This is a genomic window from Kitasatospora sp. NPDC092286, from assembly GCF_044755565.1.
Taxonomy (GTDB): Bacteria; Actinomycetota; Actinomycetes; order Streptomycetales; family Streptomycetaceae; genus Kitasatospora.
This window is the reverse complement of the sequence record NZ_JBIVRD010000004.1, coordinates 75527-91974: the sequence shown is the minus strand read 5'-3', so window position 1 is coordinate 91974 and position 16448 is coordinate 75527. Positions and strand designations below refer to the sequence as shown.

The window sequence follows — 16448 nt, the reverse complement described above, 5'->3', positions numbered from 1 at the left end:
GGGGGCGGCCCCCGCGGGGGGGGGGGGGGGGGGGCCCGGGGGGGTGGGGGGGGGGGGGGGGGGGGCCCCCCCCCCGGGCCCCGGGGGGGGGGCCCCCCGGGGGGGGGGCCCCCCCCCGGCCCCCCCGGGCCCGGCCCCCGGGAGGGCAGGCCCGCGCCAATGCCGTTACGGCACCCAGTAGTTGCCGGATGCCACGATCATCGACTGGAGCTGGACGCTGCTGCCGTAGTAGAGCGAGCTGTCCACCGCGGTAGCGGCCAGCTTGGTCCAGAGCGCGTCGAGCCACGCCTGCGAGCCCGGGTCGGTCATCGCGGTCACCACGAACGGCGCGGTGAACGCCATGTCGTGGCCGCTGTCGAAGGCCGAGCCGTTGAGGTGGTAGCCGCTGACGATGTTCGCGGGACTGCCGCCCGTCTTGGCCTTGACCCAGGTGTTGAGCCTGCGCGCCGAGGCGAGCGAGGCGGCGTCGCCGCTGGTGACGGCGTCCGCGCCGATCCGCCACGGGTCGCGGCAGGCGTTCCAGCTGTAGTCGCCGTCGTTGGCGCTCTCCAGGACCTTCCCGGGCGCCGGTTTGGCGGTGCCGTTGGTGTTGACCACGAAGTCGGCGAGCAGACCGGTGTTCGGGGCGTAGCCGCTCTGCTGGGCGGTGATCAGCCGCTGGTGGGCGGTGCGGACGGTGTCCCAGGCGGCGTCGCCGGTGGCGGTCCGGAACGCCCGGAAGTGGTCGATCATCCAGTCCGAGGAGCGGGTGACGTAGTAGGTGGAGTCGCCCCTGCTCGACCAGTCGCCGAGCAGTGTCAGGTGGGTGCTCGGGTTGATCTCGCTCACCATGATCGCGTTGATGTGCCGGACCGCCAGGGCCTTGTAGTCGTAGCTGCCCGAGCTGCCCCACTGCCGGTCGGCGAGCAGCAGCCCGTACGCGACGTCGAGGTCGCCGTCGGTGGCGGAGTCGGAGCCGTCGACGGACCGGCAGGAGGAGTCCTGCTCGGCGGCCAGCAGGTCGGGGTTGTTGACCGACTTGTGCGCCAGCATGTACTTCACCATGCCGTCGAAGACGGTCCTGGCGTTGGGGTCGGCCCCGGCCATGGTGGCGGTGACGACCATGCCGTAGCCCTGTCCCTCCGCCACGTAGGGGTGGTCGGCGTCCGGCGAGAGCACCTGGTACCAGCCGTTGCCGCAGTTCTGCTTGACGAACGCGGCCTTCCAGGCGTTGTAGGCGGCGATCACCTTCTGGTCGAGGTCCGCCTGCGCGCCGGAGGGCTTGAGGATGCCCGCCGCGTACGGGTAACGGTGGCTGCCGAAGGGCACGGCGGGCGCGGCGGCGGCTCCCGGGCCCGGGGCGGCCGAGGCCGCCGGGGCCGCGAGCAGGCCCGCCGCCAGGCCTGCGCCCGCGAGCAGCGCCGCGGCGGCCCGGAGACGGGGGCGGGGGTTCGGCTGTGTCATCGGAGTGCTCCTCAGCCCTGGTACTGGACGACGATCCTGGTGAACTCGTACGGGGACTGCGCGACGCCGCTACAGGCGTCGGCGTCCGTGCCGGAGCCGCAGGCGCGGTCGCGGTTGACCGCCCAGAAGGCGAACCGGGCGAGGTGGTGCTGCCGGGCGTAGCCGAGGATGGTCCGGAAGTCGGCGGTGGTGACGGTCTCACCGGCCTCGTCGGTCTTCCCGTTCGTCGACGAGACCCCGGTGTGCCGGTAGGCCGCGTCGTCGCTGTAGCCGTAGGCGCTCTTGACCGCCGCCTTCAGCCCGTCCAGCGCGCTGACGGTGGCCTGGCCCATGGTGCCGCTGTGGCCGCCGAAGTCGAAGGGCATGATCACCCAGCCGTCGTTGGCCAGGCCGGCCGCGGCGCCGCGCCTGATCAGGTCCTTGCCGGTGGCGTCCGGGCCGCTGGGGGTGGTGCCCATGGTGACGTAGGTGACGATGCCGGGGTTCCTCGCCTTGACGGTCTTCAGCGCGTCGACCACCCGCTGACGGACCGTCGCGCTGGAGAACTCGGTGTCCTCGATGTCGATGTCCAGCGCCTTGAGCCCGTAGGCGTCGATCACCTTCTGGTAGGCGCCGGCCAGCGCGCTCGCGCTGCCGCACTTCTCGCCCAGCTTGTTGCCGCTCCAGCCGCCGACCGAGACGACCACGTCGCCGCCGGCCGCCCGGATCGACCTGATCGCGGCCTCGTCGGAGCCGCCGGTCAGCGGCCGGCTGCCGTCCCACTTCGGGTTGCAGCCGCCGTCGGAGAGGATGAACGCGAGGGTGAACCACTTCACCCCGGTCGCGTTCATCACGTCGGTCGGCTTCTGCGGGTTGCCCCAGCCCAGGTACTCGTACGGCGCGGCCGCCATCCCGGGGGCCGCCGCCCTCCCGGGCGCGGCGGCCGGCTCGGGCGGGGCGGCTGCCGGGGCGGCCAGGGCCTGGGGCGCGGGGGCCAGCAGCAGGGCGGCCGGGCCGAGCGCGGCGGCCAGCAGCGGGGCGGTGAGCCGGGCGGCCGCCCCGGCCCTGAAGGTCTTGTACATGCCAACTCGCTTTCGTCGGTCCACCGCACGGTGACGGCCGGTCAGGAGAGAGGCGAAACGGCCCGCACCGGCCGGCGGGCGACCGGAGCGGGCGCCTGCAGGACCGAGGTGACGGGACGGCCGGTCGACGACTTTCGTCAGGAAAGTTTCCCAATGGTCGACACTCTCAACCCCCTTCACCGCCGGACACCTTGACGCGGCGGATCAGGCTCCCCACCATTGACGACCCGTCAACGCTCGGGCACCGGAAGACCGGCCGGCGGTTCAGCGCGGGTGCTCGACGTCCGCGCGGATGGCCCGCATGACCGGGGCGACGTCGGCGGCGGTGAAGCCGACCTTGGTGCTGGTGCCGTCGCCCTTGATGATGAGGCTGACCCCCGCGGCCGTGGTGGCGGTGAACCAGGAGCAGGTGGTGACGGCCGTGGTGAGCATGGCGTTCTGGACCAGCACGGTGTTGCAGATCGCCCGCCCGCCGTGCGGGCCGGGGTCGGTGTCCACGGCGTTGGTGCTGATCCGGTCCCCGGCGCCGTCGTTCCTGGTGGCCGGGGGCTGGTTGAGCGCGTCGTGCAGACGGTCGGGGTCGAAGCCGCTGCCGGTGACGCCCGAGTAGAAGATCCACGCGCCCTGGGCCCGGTCGTCGTAGTAGCCGTGGACCGGTGTGCCGGTCACGCCCAGGCGCTTGGCGTACAGCTGGGCATCGGAGTCGACCTTCTGGATCAGGTCGGCCGGGGGCTGACCCTGCCGGTAGCCGGCCGCGACCGGCGGAGCGCTCAGCACGTACGCCGCCCCGCCGCCCCCGGCCGGCGGGGCGGCGTTCTGCGCACCGGCGCCGTTCTGCGTGGCCGGCGCATCCGGTACGGCGGCGTCACCGTTCTGCGTGGCCGCTCCGCCCTGCCCAGCCGGTTCGCCCGGCGCCTCACCGGGAAAGCTGCCGGACGAACCGCAGGCCGCGACCAGGAAGAGCGCCGCCAGCGCGCACGCCGTCACCGGCACGCGGCCCGACCTGGGCGGGCGCCGGCCGGACGGCGCCGGACCGGACCGCCCCGCTGTCGAAATCGAACGGGCCATGCGCTGCCTCCTGGTGGGCGTGAACGGGACGCGCCCGGCCACGGGCACACGTCTGCCGGGGAGCGCCGCCGAAGTCCGGTGAGTGGCGGCCAGTTTGACAGCCCGCCGGCCGCCTGGCAGCCCCGCCCGACAGCGGCGCTGAACCCGGGCGACAGCAGGACTGGCACCCTGCGGCCCGACGCGTGGCAGGATGGGCCGCCGAACGACCCGGAGGAACCGAGGAGGAGCCCGCCCCATGGACCTCGACCCCCGGCGGCTGCTGGTCCTGGACGCCATCGCCCGCCACGGCGGTCTGGCCCCGGCGGCGCGGGCGCTCGGCCACACGCGGTCGGCGGTGTCGCAGCAACTGGCCAGCCTGGAGCGGGAGGTGGGCCTGCCACTGGTCGACCGGTCCGGCGGCCGGCTGGAACTCACCGCGACCGGCCGGCTGCTGGCCGCCACCGGCGACCGGATCAGCCGGGAACTCGCTTCCGCCGTCGAGCAGTTGAGCTCCGCCGACGGGAGCGTCACGCAGGGCCCGGTGGCGATCGGCGCGAGTTCCTGGGTGATCGAGCGGCTCGCGGCCCGGGCGCAGCGGCTGCTCGCCCAGTGGCATCCGCAGGTGCGGCCGAGATTCGTGGAGACCGGTCTGCCGGACGGCCTGCAACGCCTGCGCCTGGGCGGGCTGGACGTCCTGGTCATCACCGACGACCGGGACACCGCCGTGCCACTGCCACCCGCCGTACGGGCGTGGGTGCTGAGCGAGGACGAGTACCGGGTGGTCGTCCCGGACGGCTGGGACCTGCCGGGCCACCCCGCCGAACTCTCCGGCCGTCCGTGGATCGGCGCCCCCGAACAGTCCGCCCGCGCCCGGGCCTTCGCCCGGTTCGCGGCCGCGCACGGCGTGGTGCCGTCGGTGGAGCACGTCGCCGAGCACCCGACCGCCCTCGCCGCCCTGCTGGCCGGGCAGGCCGGCGCCCTGATCATGCCCGCCTACCACGCGGCTCTGCTGGACCGGGCGAAGGTGGCCGGCCTGCCCGTCACCGGCAGCCTGATCACCCGGGTGCTCCACCGCACCGGGCACGCCCCCGGCGCCCCGGCCGCGCGGGCCGCGGCCGACGCGCTGAGGCAGGCGGCCCGCGACCACGCCGAGGCGGTGACCGCGGGCGCACCCGCGGGCCGGGACATCGTCGTCCGCCGCCTGCACGACCCCAGCGGCACCGACCGGCAGTGAACTCCCCGTCCACGGCGCGGCCCTGCCCCGGGGAGGCGAACACCGGCGCCGTGACCGTGCCCGCCTCCGCAGGACGGCACCGTCACGGCGGTCCGCACGAAGGTGCACGCATGTGCACAATGGCCCGGTGGATCTCCAGGACCAGCTGACCCAGGCCATGGAAGCGGCCCGCCCGGTACTCACCGCCGGACGGGTCGCCGACTACATTCCGGCGCTCGCCGCCGCCGACCCGAACGCCTTCGGACTGGCGCTGGCCACCGTCGACGGCGCCGTGTACGGCGTCGGGGACTGGGAGCAGCCGTTCTCCGTCCAGAGCATCTCCAAGCTCTTCACCCTCTGCCTCTCCCTGGCCGCCGGCGGCGACGGCCTCTGGCAACGGGTCGGCCGCGAGCCCTCCGGCAGCCCCTTCAACTCGCTGATCCAGCTGGAGACCGAGCACGGCATCCCGCGCAATCCGTTCATCAACGCGGGCGCCATCGTGGTCACCGACCGCCTGCACAGCCTGACCGGCGACGCCCGCGCGGCCGTCCGGGACTTCCTGCGCGCCGAGTCCGGCAACCCACTGCTCGACAGCGACTCGGTGGTCGCGGCCTCGGAGGCCGCGCACGGCCACCGCAACGCCGCGCTCGCCCACTTCATCGCCAGTTACGGCAACCTGGAGAACCCCGTCGACACGGTTCTCCAGCACTACTACGACCACTGCGCCCTCACCGCGAGCTGCCGGGACCTGGCCCTGGCCGGGCTCTTCCTCGCCCGGCACGGCCTGCGCGCCGACGGCTCCCGGCTGCTGAGCCGCAGCGAGGCCAAGCGCATCAACGCCGTGCTGCTCACCTGCGGCACCTACGACGCGGCCGGCCAGTTCGCGTACCGGGTCGGGCTGCCCGGCAAGAGCGGCGTGGGCGGCGGCATCCTCGCGGTGGTGCCGGGCCGGGGCGCCCTCTGCGCCTGGGGCCCCGCGCTGGATCCGGCCGGGAACTCCGTCGGGGCGGTGGCCGCGCTGGACGCGTTCACCACGGCCACCGGGTGGTCGGTGTTCTGAGCCGCGGCGGCCGGGCCCGGGCGGCGGCGCCCCGGACCGGCCGCTCGCCCGCGCGGGGCCGGTTCACTCGGCTCTCCCCGCGCGGGCCGGTCCGGTCAGCCCTCGGCCGCGACCGCCTCGCGCTCGGGGGACGGGGCGTCCCGCTCGCTCCCGGCCGCGCCGCGCACCGCCGGGATGACCGCCGCGATCGCCGCGGCGATCAGCGCGACCCCGAGGCCGATGAGCAGGCCGGTTCGGAAGCCGCTCTCGGAGGCGAAGGCGTGGCCGCCCATCGTGGTGGTCATCTGGGAGAGGACCGTGCCGATCACGGCCGCGCCGATGGAGGTGCCGAGCGAGCGCATGAGCGTGTTGAAGCCGTTGGCGGCGGCGGTCTCCGCGGGCGGGATCGAGCTCATGATCAGGGCGGGCATCGCCCCGTAGGCGAGGCCCACACCGCTGCTGGTGACCATGGTCACCAGCATGAGCCCCCAGGCCGAACCCATCAGCGCCAGCGACAGGCCGTAGCCGGCGGCGATCACCAGGACGCCGCTGATGAGCGTGAACTTCGGGCCGCGGGCGTTGGTGAGCTTCCCGCCCAGGGGGGAGACGATCATCATCATGATGCCGCCCGGGGCCATCCACAGGCCGGCGGCGAGCATCGACTGGCCCAGCCCGTAGCCGGTGGCCTTCGGGAACTGGAGCAGCTGGGGGACGATCAGCATGCTGGCGTACATGCCGAAGCCGACGAAGACGGAGGCGAGGTTGGTGAACAGCACCCGGGGGCGGGCAGTGGTGCGCAGGTCGACCAGCGGGTCCTTGGTGCGCACCTCCCAGAAGCCCCAGCCCGCCAGCACGACGACGGCGGCGGTGAACAGGCCGATCGTCGTACCGGAGGCCCAGCCCCAGTCGGCGCCCTTGGAGACGGCGAGCAGCAGGCAGACCAGGCCGACGCCCAGCCCGAGCGCGCCGGGCAGGTCGAATCGCTGACCCCTGGCGGTGGCCGGCACGTCCGGCACCAGGAACCAGATCAGGGCGGAGACCACCAGGGCCAGGACGGCCGCACCCCAGAACAGCACCCGCCAGTCCGCGTACTGGGCGACCGCCGCGGCGATCGGCAGGCCGAGACCACCGCCGATCCCCATGGATGCGCTGACCAGGGCGATCGAGGAGCTGAGCTTCTCCGCCGGGACGACGTCACGCAGCAGGGCGATGCCCAGTGGCACCATGCCCATGCCCATCCCCTGCAACCCACGCCCGACGATCATGGGCACGACGGAGGAGGCCAGCGCGCACACCACCGAGCCGGCGACCAGGGGCACCGAGCAGACGAGCAGCATCCGGCGCTTGCCCACCATGTCGCCGAGGCGTCCGGAGACCGGCACGCAGACGGCCGAGACGAGCAGGGTGACGGTGATCACCCAGGCCGCGTTCGAGGGCGTGGTGTGCAGAATCTGCGGCAGTTCCGCGATGAGCGGGGTGACCAGCGTCTGCATGACCGCGGCCACCGTGCCGGCGAAGGCCAGGGTGGCGACGACGCCGCTCGGATGCGCGGATCGTTGAGAGGTGTCCATGGGGAAGCTCCGGAACAGTCTGTCGGACAAGAAGTGCATCATACATGTCTAGTGCATCATGCACACTCTATGGTGGATGCATAATGCTGTCCGGAGGGACGCGGACGGAGCCGGCCGGCCGCGGACCGCGGCGGCCGTCGGCCAGGAGGTGGCAGGAACATGGTCAGACCCACGCACGAGGTCGAGTACGAGCAGATGCTCCTGAGCCGTCACGGCCTCCAGGGCAGCGCCGGCGCCCGCCGCAAGGACAGCCTGCTCGAACGCAGCGCCTACATCCTGCTCAGTCGCATCCGCGTCCAGGGGCCGATGTCGATCGGAGAGCTGAGCGACGCCTTCGACCTCGACGCCTCCACCCTCAACCGGCAGACCACCGCCGCGATGCGGGCCGGGCTCGTGGAGCGCATCCCCGACCCCGGCGGCGGGATGGCCAGGAAGTTCCGCATCACCGGCCGGGGCGTGCGGCTGCTCGACCAGGAGCGCGCCGGCACCATCGACAGCCTGGACCGGGTGATGGCCGACTGGACGGACGACGACATCGCCGCCTTCGCCGGCTACCTGAGGCGCTTCAACACCGGCATCGAACGCCTGGGCGGGCACCCCTGGCCGCGCCCCTGAACCGCCCCTGCCCCGGTCCCGACCCCGGCACGAGGGTGGAACGACAGCGACGCACCCAGCATGATGGCAGTTCCGGGTGCGGGGCCCGCAGGGGAGGGGAGGTCCGCATGTGGCGTCTGCCGGCGCGAGCGGCGGCGGTACTGGCGGCGATCGGCCTTCTGGCCGGGGCGGGGTGGCTGGCCTGGGTACTGGCTGCCGAACGGGTGGGCGCGGCCGTGGGCCTCGGTCCGCCGAGCGGCGTCGTGCTGGTGGAGAAGTGCTACGACGTGTCCGACGACGAGGGCAACAGCGCCGGCCGCGACTGCCGGGGCCAGTACACCCCGGCCGGCGGGACGGCGGCCGGGGCCCGTCCGGTCGTGGTACGCGGCGTACCCCGCGACCACCGGGCGGGCACCCGCCTGACAGTCCGGCTGTCCCACGGCGTCGCCTACGAGCCGTCGTCGACGCCGGCCCTGCGGTACGGCGTCGTCGCTGGACTGATCATGGTGCTCGGCACCGTACCGGCCACGTGGTTCCTCTCCTGTGCCCGGCACGGGAAACTCCAGGACGGCAGCGGCTACGTCGCGGCCGGCTTCGCGGGACTGCTGGGCGTACCGCTGCTGGGCATCGCGGTCGGCCTGGTGGCCGGGATCGCCGAAGCCGTCCTCTGAGCGCGGCCCGGCCGGCTACAGCCGGAACAGGTTCCCGCCACTCGCGGCGAGCGGGTGGGCGGTGCCCTCGGACCAGACCTTGCCGGTGTCCGCGGTACTGAAGCTCACACCGGTGCAGGGACCGTCGGTGACGGAGAGCCGGCCGATCGTCCGGTCCACGGCGGCCGAGCAGGCGGGGCCGGGCGTGGCCGGGTGGCTCCAGGTCCGGACGTCCTCGGCGGGGCCGGCCACGGGATCAACTGCCGGACAGGCCTTGGGCCGTCGCGCCCGAACGGCGGCCGAACACCTCCGGCCGGGCGATCTCCAGCGCCGTCGAGACGGCGCCGAGCAGGACCGCCTCCTCCCCCAGCAGGCTCGGGGCGAGCCTGGTCCGCAGCGGGGAGAGCCGGTGCAGCGCCCGCTCCAGCGGCTCCAGCAGCAGATCCGCGCTGCCGCCGACGCCACCGCCGAGCACCACCAGATCCGGGTCCAGCACCGCCGTCAGCACCGCGACGGCGTAGGCGAGTTGCTCCGCCTCCTGCTGGACGGCCCCGGCCGCGAGCGGGTCGCCGGACCGGGCCGCGTCGAAGACCTGCTTGGCCGTCAGCGGGCCCGGCATGCCGAGGCCGAGCGCGGTGCGCACCACCGCGTCCGCCCCGGCCACCTGCTCGATCGTCCCGGCCGGCTCCCCGGCGGGCCGGCCGGGCAGCGGCAGCAGCCCCACCTCGCCCGCGGCTCCGTGCGCGCCGGCGAGCAGTTCGCCGTCCTTCACCACGCCGACGCCGAGGCCGGTGCCGACCAGCAGATAGGCGAACACCCGGCTGCCCTGCCCGGCGCCGAGGGCGAACTCGCCCAGCGCGGCGAGGTTGGCGTCGTTGGCGACGGTGATCGCGGTCTCCAGCCCGTCCGCGATCCGGTCGAACAGGCCCGGTCTGCCCCAGCCCGGCAGGTTGGTGGCGTAGCGGACGCCGCGGCGCCGCTCGTCCCAGACGCCCGGGCTGCCGATCACCGAGTGGACGATGCCGCCGGCCGTCAGCCCCGCCTCCGCGATGGTCTCCCGGGCCGCCGCCACCACCGCGTCGGCCACCGCGTCGGCCGTCCGCCCCCGGTTGGGCACGTCCCGCCGGGCGACGATCCGCCCGGCCAGGTCGGCCACCGCCACCCGCAGCCGGGCCCGGCCGATGTCCACGCCGAGTACATGGCCGGCCGTCGGGTCGGCCTCGTACAGCACCGCCGTGCGGCCGCGCTCGGGGACGGACCGCCCGGCCTCGCGGGCCAGTCCGGCCTGTTCCAGCGCGGCCAGCGCGGCGGAGACGGTGGGCTTGGAGAGCCCGGTGTCGCGGGCGAGCTGGGCCCGCGAGGACGAGCCGCCGGTGCGCAGCAGTTCGAGCAGCAGCCACTCGTTGTTGCTGCGCAGCCGCTGCCGGTTCCACGGCTGCACCGGCGCTCCGGCCGCCGGGAGGTGGGTCGGCAGGTGGCGGCTCATCAGGTCCTCCGGTCTCGGCGTACCCCGCGGACCGGCGCGGTACCGGGGCGGTGGCGGGCCTGGGCTCAGGCACCGCCGCCCAGTATGACCGGTTGTCAACCCGCCCATCGGCCCGGATCCGGCCCCGGGACCGGTCAGCCCACCCGGCCTCCGGTGAGGGACCGCACCGCGGAACTGTCGAGGTCCGCCGGCTTGGCCGCGACGAAGGCGCGGGCCCGCCCGCCCGGCGCTCGTCGGTCCGCCCGGCGCCGCGCCGGTCCGGGCCGTCCGCTCGCCCGCCGTCCGCCCAGAGCTCGGCGAGCGCCTGCTCCAGGTCCGCCCAGAGGTCCTCCGGGTGCTCGGTGCCCACCGAGAGGCGGACCGTCCCGGCGCCGATGCCGGCGGCGGCCGGCTCCGTGTCGTCCAGCTGCCGGTGCGAGGTGCCGGCCGGATGCAGCACCAGGGTGTGCGCCCCGCCGGGCGAGGGCGCGGGGGAGGCCGGCCGGACGGACTCGGTGAAGGTCCGGGCCGCCTCCCGTCCGCCCGCGAGGTCGAACGCGAGCACGCCGCCGTGGCCGTCCGGGAGCAGTCGGCGGGCGCGCTCGTGGTCCGGGTGGGCGGGCAGGCCCGGGTAGTGGACGGCGGTGACGGCCGGGTGCGCGGCCGGACGGCCGGGTCGAGCGCGGTGTCGCAGCGCCTGCGCACCCGCAGGGCCGGCGTCTGCAGGCCGCGCAGCGTCAGCCAGACGGCGAACGGGTCGGCCGCGGCGCCGGGTTCGATGGCGTAGCGCCAGACCCCCCAGAGCCAGTCCCGGTCGATCGGCCCTGGACGGCCGCCGGGCCCGACGGCGCGTGCCGAGGGGCCCGGCGGGTCTCAGCGGCGGCGCCCGAAGATCCGCTTGGCGGCGTAGACGATCCCGACGATCAGCAGCACGAAGAAGAGAATGATCAGGATCACCACGATCAGCAGGAACTTGCCGAGCTTGGCGAAGAAGCCCTTCTTCTTCTCCTTCTCCGCCGCCAGCCGGCTCGCCGGAGCCGCCGCGCGGTCCTCGGCGGCCCGGGGGACCTGGACGGTCTGTCCGTCCTCGGCCCCCTCCATGCCCTGGACGCCGTGGACGCCCTGCGGCTGGACGGCGCCGGCCGCCACGGCCGCGGGTCGGGGTGCGGCCACCGCCGTCGCGCTCGACGCCGCCGCGGTCAGGCCTGCGGTGGCCAGCAGGGCCACCAGGGCGCCGGCTATCGAACGTGCGATCCGGTGAGTCATCGTGCTCCTTGGTTCCGGTCCGGGTGCGGCACCGATGGGCCCGGCCGTCCAGACCCCCCTGGGCTGACCTGCGGGTTTCCTCATCGGCGCCTAGTATGCTCCACTGAAGTTCTACAGCGGTGTAAAAGTTTACCGGCGGCGGACCCGCCCACGGTACCCGGGGTCCGCGCGCGGGCGCCCAGCACACCGACGGGGATCTCGTGGCAACTGTGGAGGGTGACGACATGTCAGGTCGCAGGGGTCCCGGCGGAGCCGGGGCGTCGAGGAGCCGGTCGGGCGGCCGACGCGCCCGTCCCCGGCGCAGCCGCAAGCAGAAGGTGCTCTGGGTGACCGCCGGCTGCACCGCCCTGCTGGTACTGGCCGGCGGCGCCGTCTACTACCGGCTGAACGGGAACATAGCCACCTTCGACGGAGACGCCGTCAGCAAGGACCGCCCGGAGGCGGCCAAGCCCGACGCGCAGGGCCATGTGCCGGTCAACATCCTGCTGATCGGTTCGGACAGCCGCGGCGGCAACAACAGCGACCTGGGGGGCGGCCAGGAGGGCGGGGCCCGTTCGAACACGGCGATCCTGCTGCACGTCTACGCCGACCACAAGCACGCGGCGGGCATCTCCATCCCGCGCGACTCGCTGGTCACCATCCCGCCCTGCAAGCTGCCGAACGGGAAGTGGACCAAAGAGCAGAACAATGTCATGTTCAACAGCGCCTTCGCGGTGGGCGACACCGAACAGGGCAACCCGGCCTGCGCCCAGAACGCCGTGGAGAAACTGACCAACATGCGGGTCGACCACACCATCGTGGTCAACTTCGAGGGCTTCGCCGCGATGACCAAGGCCGTCGGCGGGGTGGAGGTCTGCCTGCCGAACGAGATCCGCGAGGGCGACCTCAACCCCAACCTCGGCCGGAAGGGCAAACTGCTCTACCCCAAGGGCCTGCAGAGGGTTCAGGGCCAGTCCGCGCTGGACTACGTCCGGCTGCGGCACGGCATCGGCGACGGCTCGGACATCGGCCGCACCAAGCGCCAACAGGCCTTCCTCTCCGCGCTGATCAAGGAGATCAAGGCCAAGGGCATGGACCCGACCACCCTGCTGCCGGTCGCCGACGCCGCCACCCGGTCGCTGACCGTCGACCAGGACCTCGGCTCCGCCGCCAAGCTGCTCTCCTTCGCCATGTCGCTGAAGGACATCGACCTGCACGACGTCAAGTTCGTCACCGCGCCCTGGCGTTACGAGGGCCCCCGGGTCGCGCTGGTCCACCCGGACGTCGACCAGCTCTGGGCGGCGCTCCGGGCCGACCGCACGCTGGACGGCCAGGACGCGAGCGCGCCGAGCGCGGCGGCGTCCGAGGACCCCTCGCCCTCCCCCACGGCCTCCCCCGCTCCCGAGCCCCCGGCGGCCGGCACAGACGTCAAGGTGACCGTGCTGAACGGCACTTCGGCCACCGGCCTCGGCGGCCGGGCTGCGGAGTCCCTGAAGGCGGCCGGGTTCACCGTGACGGCCGTCGGCAACGCGCCGAACCGTCAACGCGCCACCACCGTGGTCGACTACGGGCCCGGCGAGCGGACCTCGGCGGAGGCCGTGGCGAAGCTCTTCCCCGGCGCCGGGGTCCAGCCGGGCGCCAAGGCGGGCGTCAGCGTGGTGCTGGGCCACGACTACGCCGCCACCGCCACCGCCGCGCCCTCCGGCCCGCTGCCGCCGGCCCCGGGCCCGCTGCCCACCAGCGTCCGCGACGCGGCCCGCTCGGCCGACGACGACCCCTGCGCCAACCTCTCGTACGGCTGACGGCGCCGCCGGCCCGCACAGGGCCGGCGGAGAGCGTCGCGCGCCCCGGGGCGACGGTGGTCCCGGGGCGCGCGACGGTCCTGGTCAGCGGCGGGTGCCGCACCCCGGGCAGAACGCGGCGCCCTCGGGCAGCGCGGCCTGGCACTGCCCGCACTGGTTCGGGTTGGCCAGGCGGAAGCCGCAGCCCGGGCAGAACGGCGTGCCGTGGGTCTCGGTGCTGCACTGCGGACAGACCAGCTGGCGCGGCGTCTGCACGTCGAAGGCCTGGCCGGTCTGCTGCCCCTGCGTGTAGGCCCGCTCGGAGACCATGTCGTTGAGGCCGCGCCGCTGGGCCGCCATCGCCTCGGCGGCGGTGTCCGGGGCGCAGGTGTGGCAGAGGCCCTGGGCGGGGTCGAAGCAGCGGCCGCAGACGTAGTTGGTGCACCGTGCGCACCGGTTGAAGTGGGTCTGGGCGTTGGCGATGGCCCGCTGGAAGGCGGCATCGCGGGAGCTGCCCCAGTTGGCGCCGGCCAGCCCGTCGGCGGCGTTGCTGATGGTGTTGGCGTTGCCGCCGATGAGGTTCCAGGCGGCACTGACGCCCTTGCTCACCCAGCCCGCCACCTGGCCGGTGGTGAACGCCTCGAACGGCGAACGCCAGGTGTCGGAGCAGCGCGAGCAGGAGAACTCGAACTGGAAGCCGGCCCCGGTACCGTGTTGCTCGCACAGGTCACGGTAGTTGTTGCTGAAGTAGATCTCGGAACTCACGTCGTCCCCGGTGGCTGAGTTGGCATGTCGGCGGTCCCCGGCCCTCTGACGCCGACACGGCTGCGATGGGTCACGGGGCGCTGCACAGAATGACATATACCGTCATATTTTGTGAATCCCGTTGGGGTAAAGCTTCGCTGAGCAACGGTTCAAGAACCGCCCGGTCCACCGGAGTGGGTCTCAGACCCCACCGGCCGGCAGCAGCACCACCCGGGCCGGGTCGAACGGCTCCCAGCGGGCCGGCCGCCCGCTCCGGGCCACCCGCAGCCGGCACCAGCGCCGCCCGGCCGCGTCCTGCCACCACCCGCTGATCCGCCCGAGCGCCCAGGTGCCGTCACCGAAGTGCACCTCGACCGGCTGGTACACCCGCTCCACGCCCGGCTCGGCGTCCAGGTCCACGCCCAGGTCCACGCCCCCCGGCCCCTCGCCGTCCACAGGCCCGCGCCGACTCTCCTCCACGGTTCCGCCTCCCGACCCGGATGTCGCCACCGGCTCCCCCGACAGGGCAGCCGCGAGGCCTGGCGTACAGCTCACCCGACAGACTCTACAGCCGTGTAGAGAACAGCGTGGCGAGAACCCCCGGAAGGCGGCCCCGGGCCCGGCCCGGATCCGGCCCGCGACCGTCCCCCACCCGTCCGGAGGATGAATTCCGGGCAACACGCCGACCGGTCGCCGCCTTCCCGCCGCGCCGCGCCCACCTCCCGCCTAGCGTCTGAGTGCCTCCCCCGCCCCTGTCTCCTCTGTTCACCTCCAACCCCTGTGGCCCGATCGCACGAAGGAGCGCCATGCCCACCATCACCACCGACGACGGCACCCGGATCTTCTACAAGGACTGGGGCAGCGGCCGGCCGGTCGTCTTCAGCCACGGCTGGCCGCTGAACGCGGACGCCTGGGACGAGCAGCTGCGGCTGGTCGCCGAACGCGGCCACCGCGCGATCGCCCACGACCGGCGCGGCCACGGGCGCTCCGACCAGCCCTGGCACGGCAACGACATGGACACCTACGCCGACGACCTCGCCCAGCTGATCGACCGGCTCGACCTGCGCGACGCCGTCCTGGTCGGCCACTCGACGGGCGGCGGCGAGGTGGCCCGCTACCTGGGCCGGCACGGCACCTCCCGGGTGGCCAAGGCGCTGCTGCTGAGCGCCGTCCCGCCGCTGATGCTGCGGGGCCCCGGCAACCCGGAGGGCACACCGCTGGAGGCCCTCGACGGCATCCGGGCCGGGGTGGACGGCAACCGCTCGCAGTTCTACTGGGACCTCAGCGAGAGCTTCTACGGCTTCAACCGCCCCGGCGCCGACCTGTCCGGGGCCGACGGCATCCGCCGGGCGTTCTGGCTCTGGAGCATGCAGGTCGGCGCGAAGGCGGCGTACGACTGCGTCCGGCAGTTCTCCGAGACCGACTTCACCGAGGACCTCAAGCGCATCGACATCCCCACCCTGGTCGCGCACGGGGACGACGACCAGATCGTCCCGATCGCGGCCGCCGCCCCGAGGACCGCCCGGCTGATCCCGGACAGCGTGCTCAAGGTCTACCCCGGCGCGTCGCACGGCCTGCACGGGGCGTACCGGGCCGCCTTCGAGGCCGACCTGCTGGACTTCCTCACGTCCTGATCCCCACGTCCTGACCCCGGGACCCGGGCGGCCCGTTGCCCGCCGGGTACGGCCGGGACCGGGGCCGCCGGCCCGGTCAGCGCCTGCGGGCCCGGGCCCGGCGGCGCTGCCAGACGGCCAGCGGAACGGCGGCGGCGAGGGCGGCGGCCTCCGGGGCCGGCGGGCTGTCGAGGGGGTTGTCGTGCGGGGCGGGTGCGCCCAGCGGTGCCTGGTCGAAGGTGTCGGGGACGGGGAGGGTGTCCCAGTGGGAGAGCGGCCAGGCGACGACGAAGGCGCGGCCGATGACGTTGTCCACCGGGACGAAGCCGCCGCCGGCCTCGTGGGTGTGGTACCGGGAGTCGCGGGAGTCGTCGCGGTGGTCGCCCATCACCCAGAGGTGGTCCTTGGGGACCTTGACCGTGCCGGCCGGCTCGTTGTCGCAGGGCGTGGCGCCCGGGTAGATGTACGGCTCGTCCAGCGGGACGCCGTTGACCTTGACCGGGCTGCCGCTGTTGCACTCGACGGTGTCGCCGCCCACCGCGATCACCCGCTTGATCAGGTCCTTCTCGTCCGCCGACGGCATCAGGCCGACCACGCCGAGCACCGTCTGGACACCACGCATGACGCTGTTGCCGGACTGCTCGGGCGGCCCCTCCAGCCAGCCGCCCGGGTCGCGGAAGACCACCACCTCACCGCGGTCCGGGGCGGCGCCGAACCACGGCGTGAACTTGTCGACCAGCACCCTGTCCCCCTTCTCCAGGGTGTGCTGCATCGAGCCCGAGGGGATCGAGAAGGCCTGGACGAAGAAGGTCTTGATGCCGAGTGAGAGCAGCAGGGCGATGACCACCAGGACCGGCAGCTCCCGCCAGAAGGACCGTTTCTTCGACCCCGCCGCGCCCTTCCCGCCGGCCTCATCGGCCTGATCGGTCTCCGTGGTCTGTTCGACGCTCATCCCTGGGCCCCTCCGGACGGCCTGTCGGGA

The 16448-nt window shown here is 74.1% G+C and carries 16 protein-coding genes and 1 pseudogene; 6 read left to right on the top strand and 11 right to left on the bottom strand.

What is annotated here, in order from left to right; translation table 11 throughout:
• Positions 1-165 precede the first annotated feature (165 nt).
• From ACIQIB_RS06225 to ACIQIB_RS06215, 3 genes are all read right to left on the bottom strand, one after another.
• Complete coding sequence (locus ACIQIB_RS06225) at positions 166-1443, bottom strand: glycosyl hydrolase family 8 (protein ID WP_400756968.1); 1278 nt, start codon at positions 1441-1443, stop codon at positions 166-168.
• A gap of 11 nt (positions 1444-1454) precedes the next feature.
• Positions 1455-2504, bottom strand: coding sequence for a chitinase (locus tag ACIQIB_RS06220; protein ID WP_400756967.1), 1050 nt, complete (start codon positions 2502-2504; stop codon positions 1455-1457).
• Between the two features lie 264 nt (positions 2505-2768).
• Positions 2769-3497, bottom strand: a complete 729-nt coding sequence (locus tag ACIQIB_RS06215; protein ID WP_400756966.1) for a hypothetical protein — start codon at positions 3495-3497, stop codon at positions 2769-2771.
• A gap of 310 nt (positions 3498-3807) precedes the next feature.
• On the opposite strand from ACIQIB_RS06215, the gene ACIQIB_RS06210 reads away from it, so the two are divergent.
• Together ACIQIB_RS06210 and ACIQIB_RS06205 are read left to right on the top strand one after the other, a co-directional pair.
• Positions 3808-4785 (top strand): LysR family transcriptional regulator, encoded by a 978-nt coding sequence (locus ACIQIB_RS06210; protein WP_400756964.1) that lies wholly within the window; start codon positions 3808-3810, stop codon positions 4783-4785.
• A 127-nt stretch (positions 4786-4912) separates the two neighbouring features.
• Complete coding sequence (locus ACIQIB_RS06205; RefSeq protein ID WP_363607616.1) at positions 4913-5824, top strand: glutaminase; 912 nt, start codon at positions 4913-4915, stop codon at positions 5822-5824.
• A 95-nt stretch (positions 5825-5919) separates the two neighbouring features.
• Here the strand turns inward: ACIQIB_RS06205 and ACIQIB_RS06200 are convergent, their stop codons facing one another.
• Positions 5920-7374 carry an MFS transporter gene (locus ACIQIB_RS06200; protein WP_400658806.1) on the bottom strand — a complete coding sequence of 485 codons (1455 nt, stop codon included), beginning with the start codon at positions 7372-7374 and terminating at the stop codon, positions 5920-5922.
• A 159-nt stretch (positions 7375-7533) separates the two neighbouring features.
• Between ACIQIB_RS06200 and ACIQIB_RS06195 the strand changes: the two genes are divergently transcribed.
• Complete coding sequence (locus ACIQIB_RS06195; protein ID WP_400756962.1) at positions 7534-7989, top strand: MarR family winged helix-turn-helix transcriptional regulator; 456 nt, start codon at positions 7534-7536, stop codon at positions 7987-7989.
• A 107-nt stretch (positions 7990-8096) separates the two neighbouring features.
• A complete protein-coding gene (locus ACIQIB_RS06190) occupies positions 8097-8639 on the top strand; it encodes a hypothetical protein (protein ID WP_400756960.1) in 543 nt (180 codons plus the stop codon).
• Between the two features lie 15 nt (positions 8640-8654).
• On the opposite strand, the gene ACIQIB_RS06185 is transcribed toward ACIQIB_RS06190, so the two are convergent.
• The 4 genes and pseudogenes from ACIQIB_RS06185 to ACIQIB_RS06170 form a co-directional block, all read right to left on the bottom strand.
• Positions 8655-8870, bottom strand: coding sequence for a hypothetical protein (locus ACIQIB_RS06185; RefSeq protein ID WP_363607619.1), 216 nt, complete (start codon positions 8868-8870; stop codon positions 8655-8657).
• Positions 8871-8874: 4 nt separating this feature from the next.
• Entirely contained in the window at positions 8875-10104 is a 1230-nt protein-coding gene (locus ACIQIB_RS06180; RefSeq protein WP_363607620.1) for an ROK family transcriptional regulator, read from the bottom strand.
• 358 nt (positions 10105-10462) lie between these two features.
• Positions 10463-10708 (bottom strand): annotated as a pseudogene (locus tag ACIQIB_RS06175) (PLP-dependent transferase); the annotation flags it as partial.
• Between the two features lie 248 nt (positions 10709-10956).
• Complete coding sequence (locus ACIQIB_RS06170) at positions 10957-11349, bottom strand: hypothetical protein (RefSeq protein ID WP_400756959.1); 393 nt, start codon at positions 11347-11349, stop codon at positions 10957-10959.
• Between the two features lie 224 nt (positions 11350-11573).
• Here ACIQIB_RS06170 and ACIQIB_RS06165 point away from each other — a divergent pair, with 224 nt between their 5' ends.
• A complete protein-coding gene (locus tag ACIQIB_RS06165; RefSeq protein WP_400756957.1) occupies positions 11574-13130 on the top strand; it encodes an LCP family protein in 1557 nt (518 codons plus the stop codon).
• Between the two features lie 84 nt (positions 13131-13214).
• Here ACIQIB_RS06165 and ACIQIB_RS06160 read toward each other — a convergent pair whose 3' ends face one another.
• Both ACIQIB_RS06160 and ACIQIB_RS06155 read right to left on the bottom strand, forming a co-directional pair.
• Complete coding sequence (locus ACIQIB_RS06160; protein ID WP_363607623.1) at positions 13215-13874, bottom strand: double zinc ribbon domain-containing protein; 660 nt, start codon at positions 13872-13874, stop codon at positions 13215-13217.
• A gap of 180 nt (positions 13875-14054) precedes the next feature.
• Positions 14055-14333: a hypothetical protein gene (locus ACIQIB_RS06155; protein WP_400756956.1), complete on the bottom strand. Its 279-nt coding sequence runs from the start codon at positions 14331-14333 to the stop codon at positions 14055-14057.
• 326 nt (positions 14334-14659) lie between these two features.
• On the opposite strand from ACIQIB_RS06155, the gene ACIQIB_RS06150 reads away from it, so the two are divergent.
• Complete coding sequence (locus ACIQIB_RS06150) at positions 14660-15487, top strand: alpha/beta fold hydrolase (protein ID WP_400756954.1); 828 nt, start codon at positions 14660-14662, stop codon at positions 15485-15487.
• A 76-nt stretch (positions 15488-15563) separates the two neighbouring features.
• Here ACIQIB_RS06150 and lepB read toward each other — a convergent pair whose 3' ends face one another.
• A complete protein-coding gene (gene lepB / locus ACIQIB_RS06145) occupies positions 15564-16418 on the bottom strand; it encodes a signal peptidase I (RefSeq protein WP_400756952.1) in 855 nt (284 codons plus the stop codon).
• Positions 16419-16448: the final 30 nt, after the last annotated feature.

What these genes read in the sequence shown, in the direction of transcription:
- ACIQIB_RS06210 (WP_400756964.1), top strand. Translation starts at nt 3,808, where the DNA reads ATGGACCTCGACCCCCGGCGGCTGCTGGTCCTGGACGCCATCGCCCGC.
- ACIQIB_RS06195 (WP_400756962.1), top strand. Translation starts at nt 7,534, where the DNA reads ATGGTCAGACCCACGCACGAGGTCGAGTACGAGCAGATGCTCCTGAGC.
- ACIQIB_RS06170 (WP_400756959.1), bottom strand. Translation starts at nt 11,349, where the DNA reads ATGACTCACCGGATCGCACGTTCGATAGCCGGCGCCCTGGTGGCCCTG.
- ACIQIB_RS06200 (WP_400658806.1), bottom strand. Translation starts at nt 7,374, where the DNA reads ATGGACACCTCTCAACGATCCGCGCATCCGAGCGGCGTCGTCGCCACC.
- ACIQIB_RS06165 (WP_400756957.1), top strand. Translation starts at nt 11,574, where the DNA reads ATGTCAGGTCGCAGGGGTCCCGGCGGAGCCGGGGCGTCGAGGAGCCGG.
- lepB (WP_400756952.1), bottom strand. Translation starts at nt 16,418, where the DNA reads ATGAGCGTCGAACAGACCACGGAGACCGATCAGGCCGATGAGGCCGGC.
- ACIQIB_RS06220 (WP_400756967.1), bottom strand. Translation starts at nt 2,504, where the DNA reads ATGTACAAGACCTTCAGGGCCGGGGCGGCCGCCCGGCTCACCGCCCCG.
- ACIQIB_RS06180 (WP_363607620.1), bottom strand. Translation starts at nt 10,104, where the DNA reads ATGAGCCGCCACCTGCCGACCCACCTCCCGGCGGCCGGAGCGCCGGTG.
- ACIQIB_RS06150 (WP_400756954.1), top strand. Translation starts at nt 14,660, where the DNA reads ATGCCCACCATCACCACCGACGACGGCACCCGGATCTTCTACAAGGAC.
- ACIQIB_RS06225 (WP_400756968.1), bottom strand. Translation starts at nt 1,443, where the DNA reads ATGACACAGCCGAACCCCCGCCCCCGTCTCCGGGCCGCCGCGGCGCTG.
- ACIQIB_RS06190 (WP_400756960.1), top strand. Translation starts at nt 8,097, where the DNA reads ATGTGGCGTCTGCCGGCGCGAGCGGCGGCGGTACTGGCGGCGATCGGC.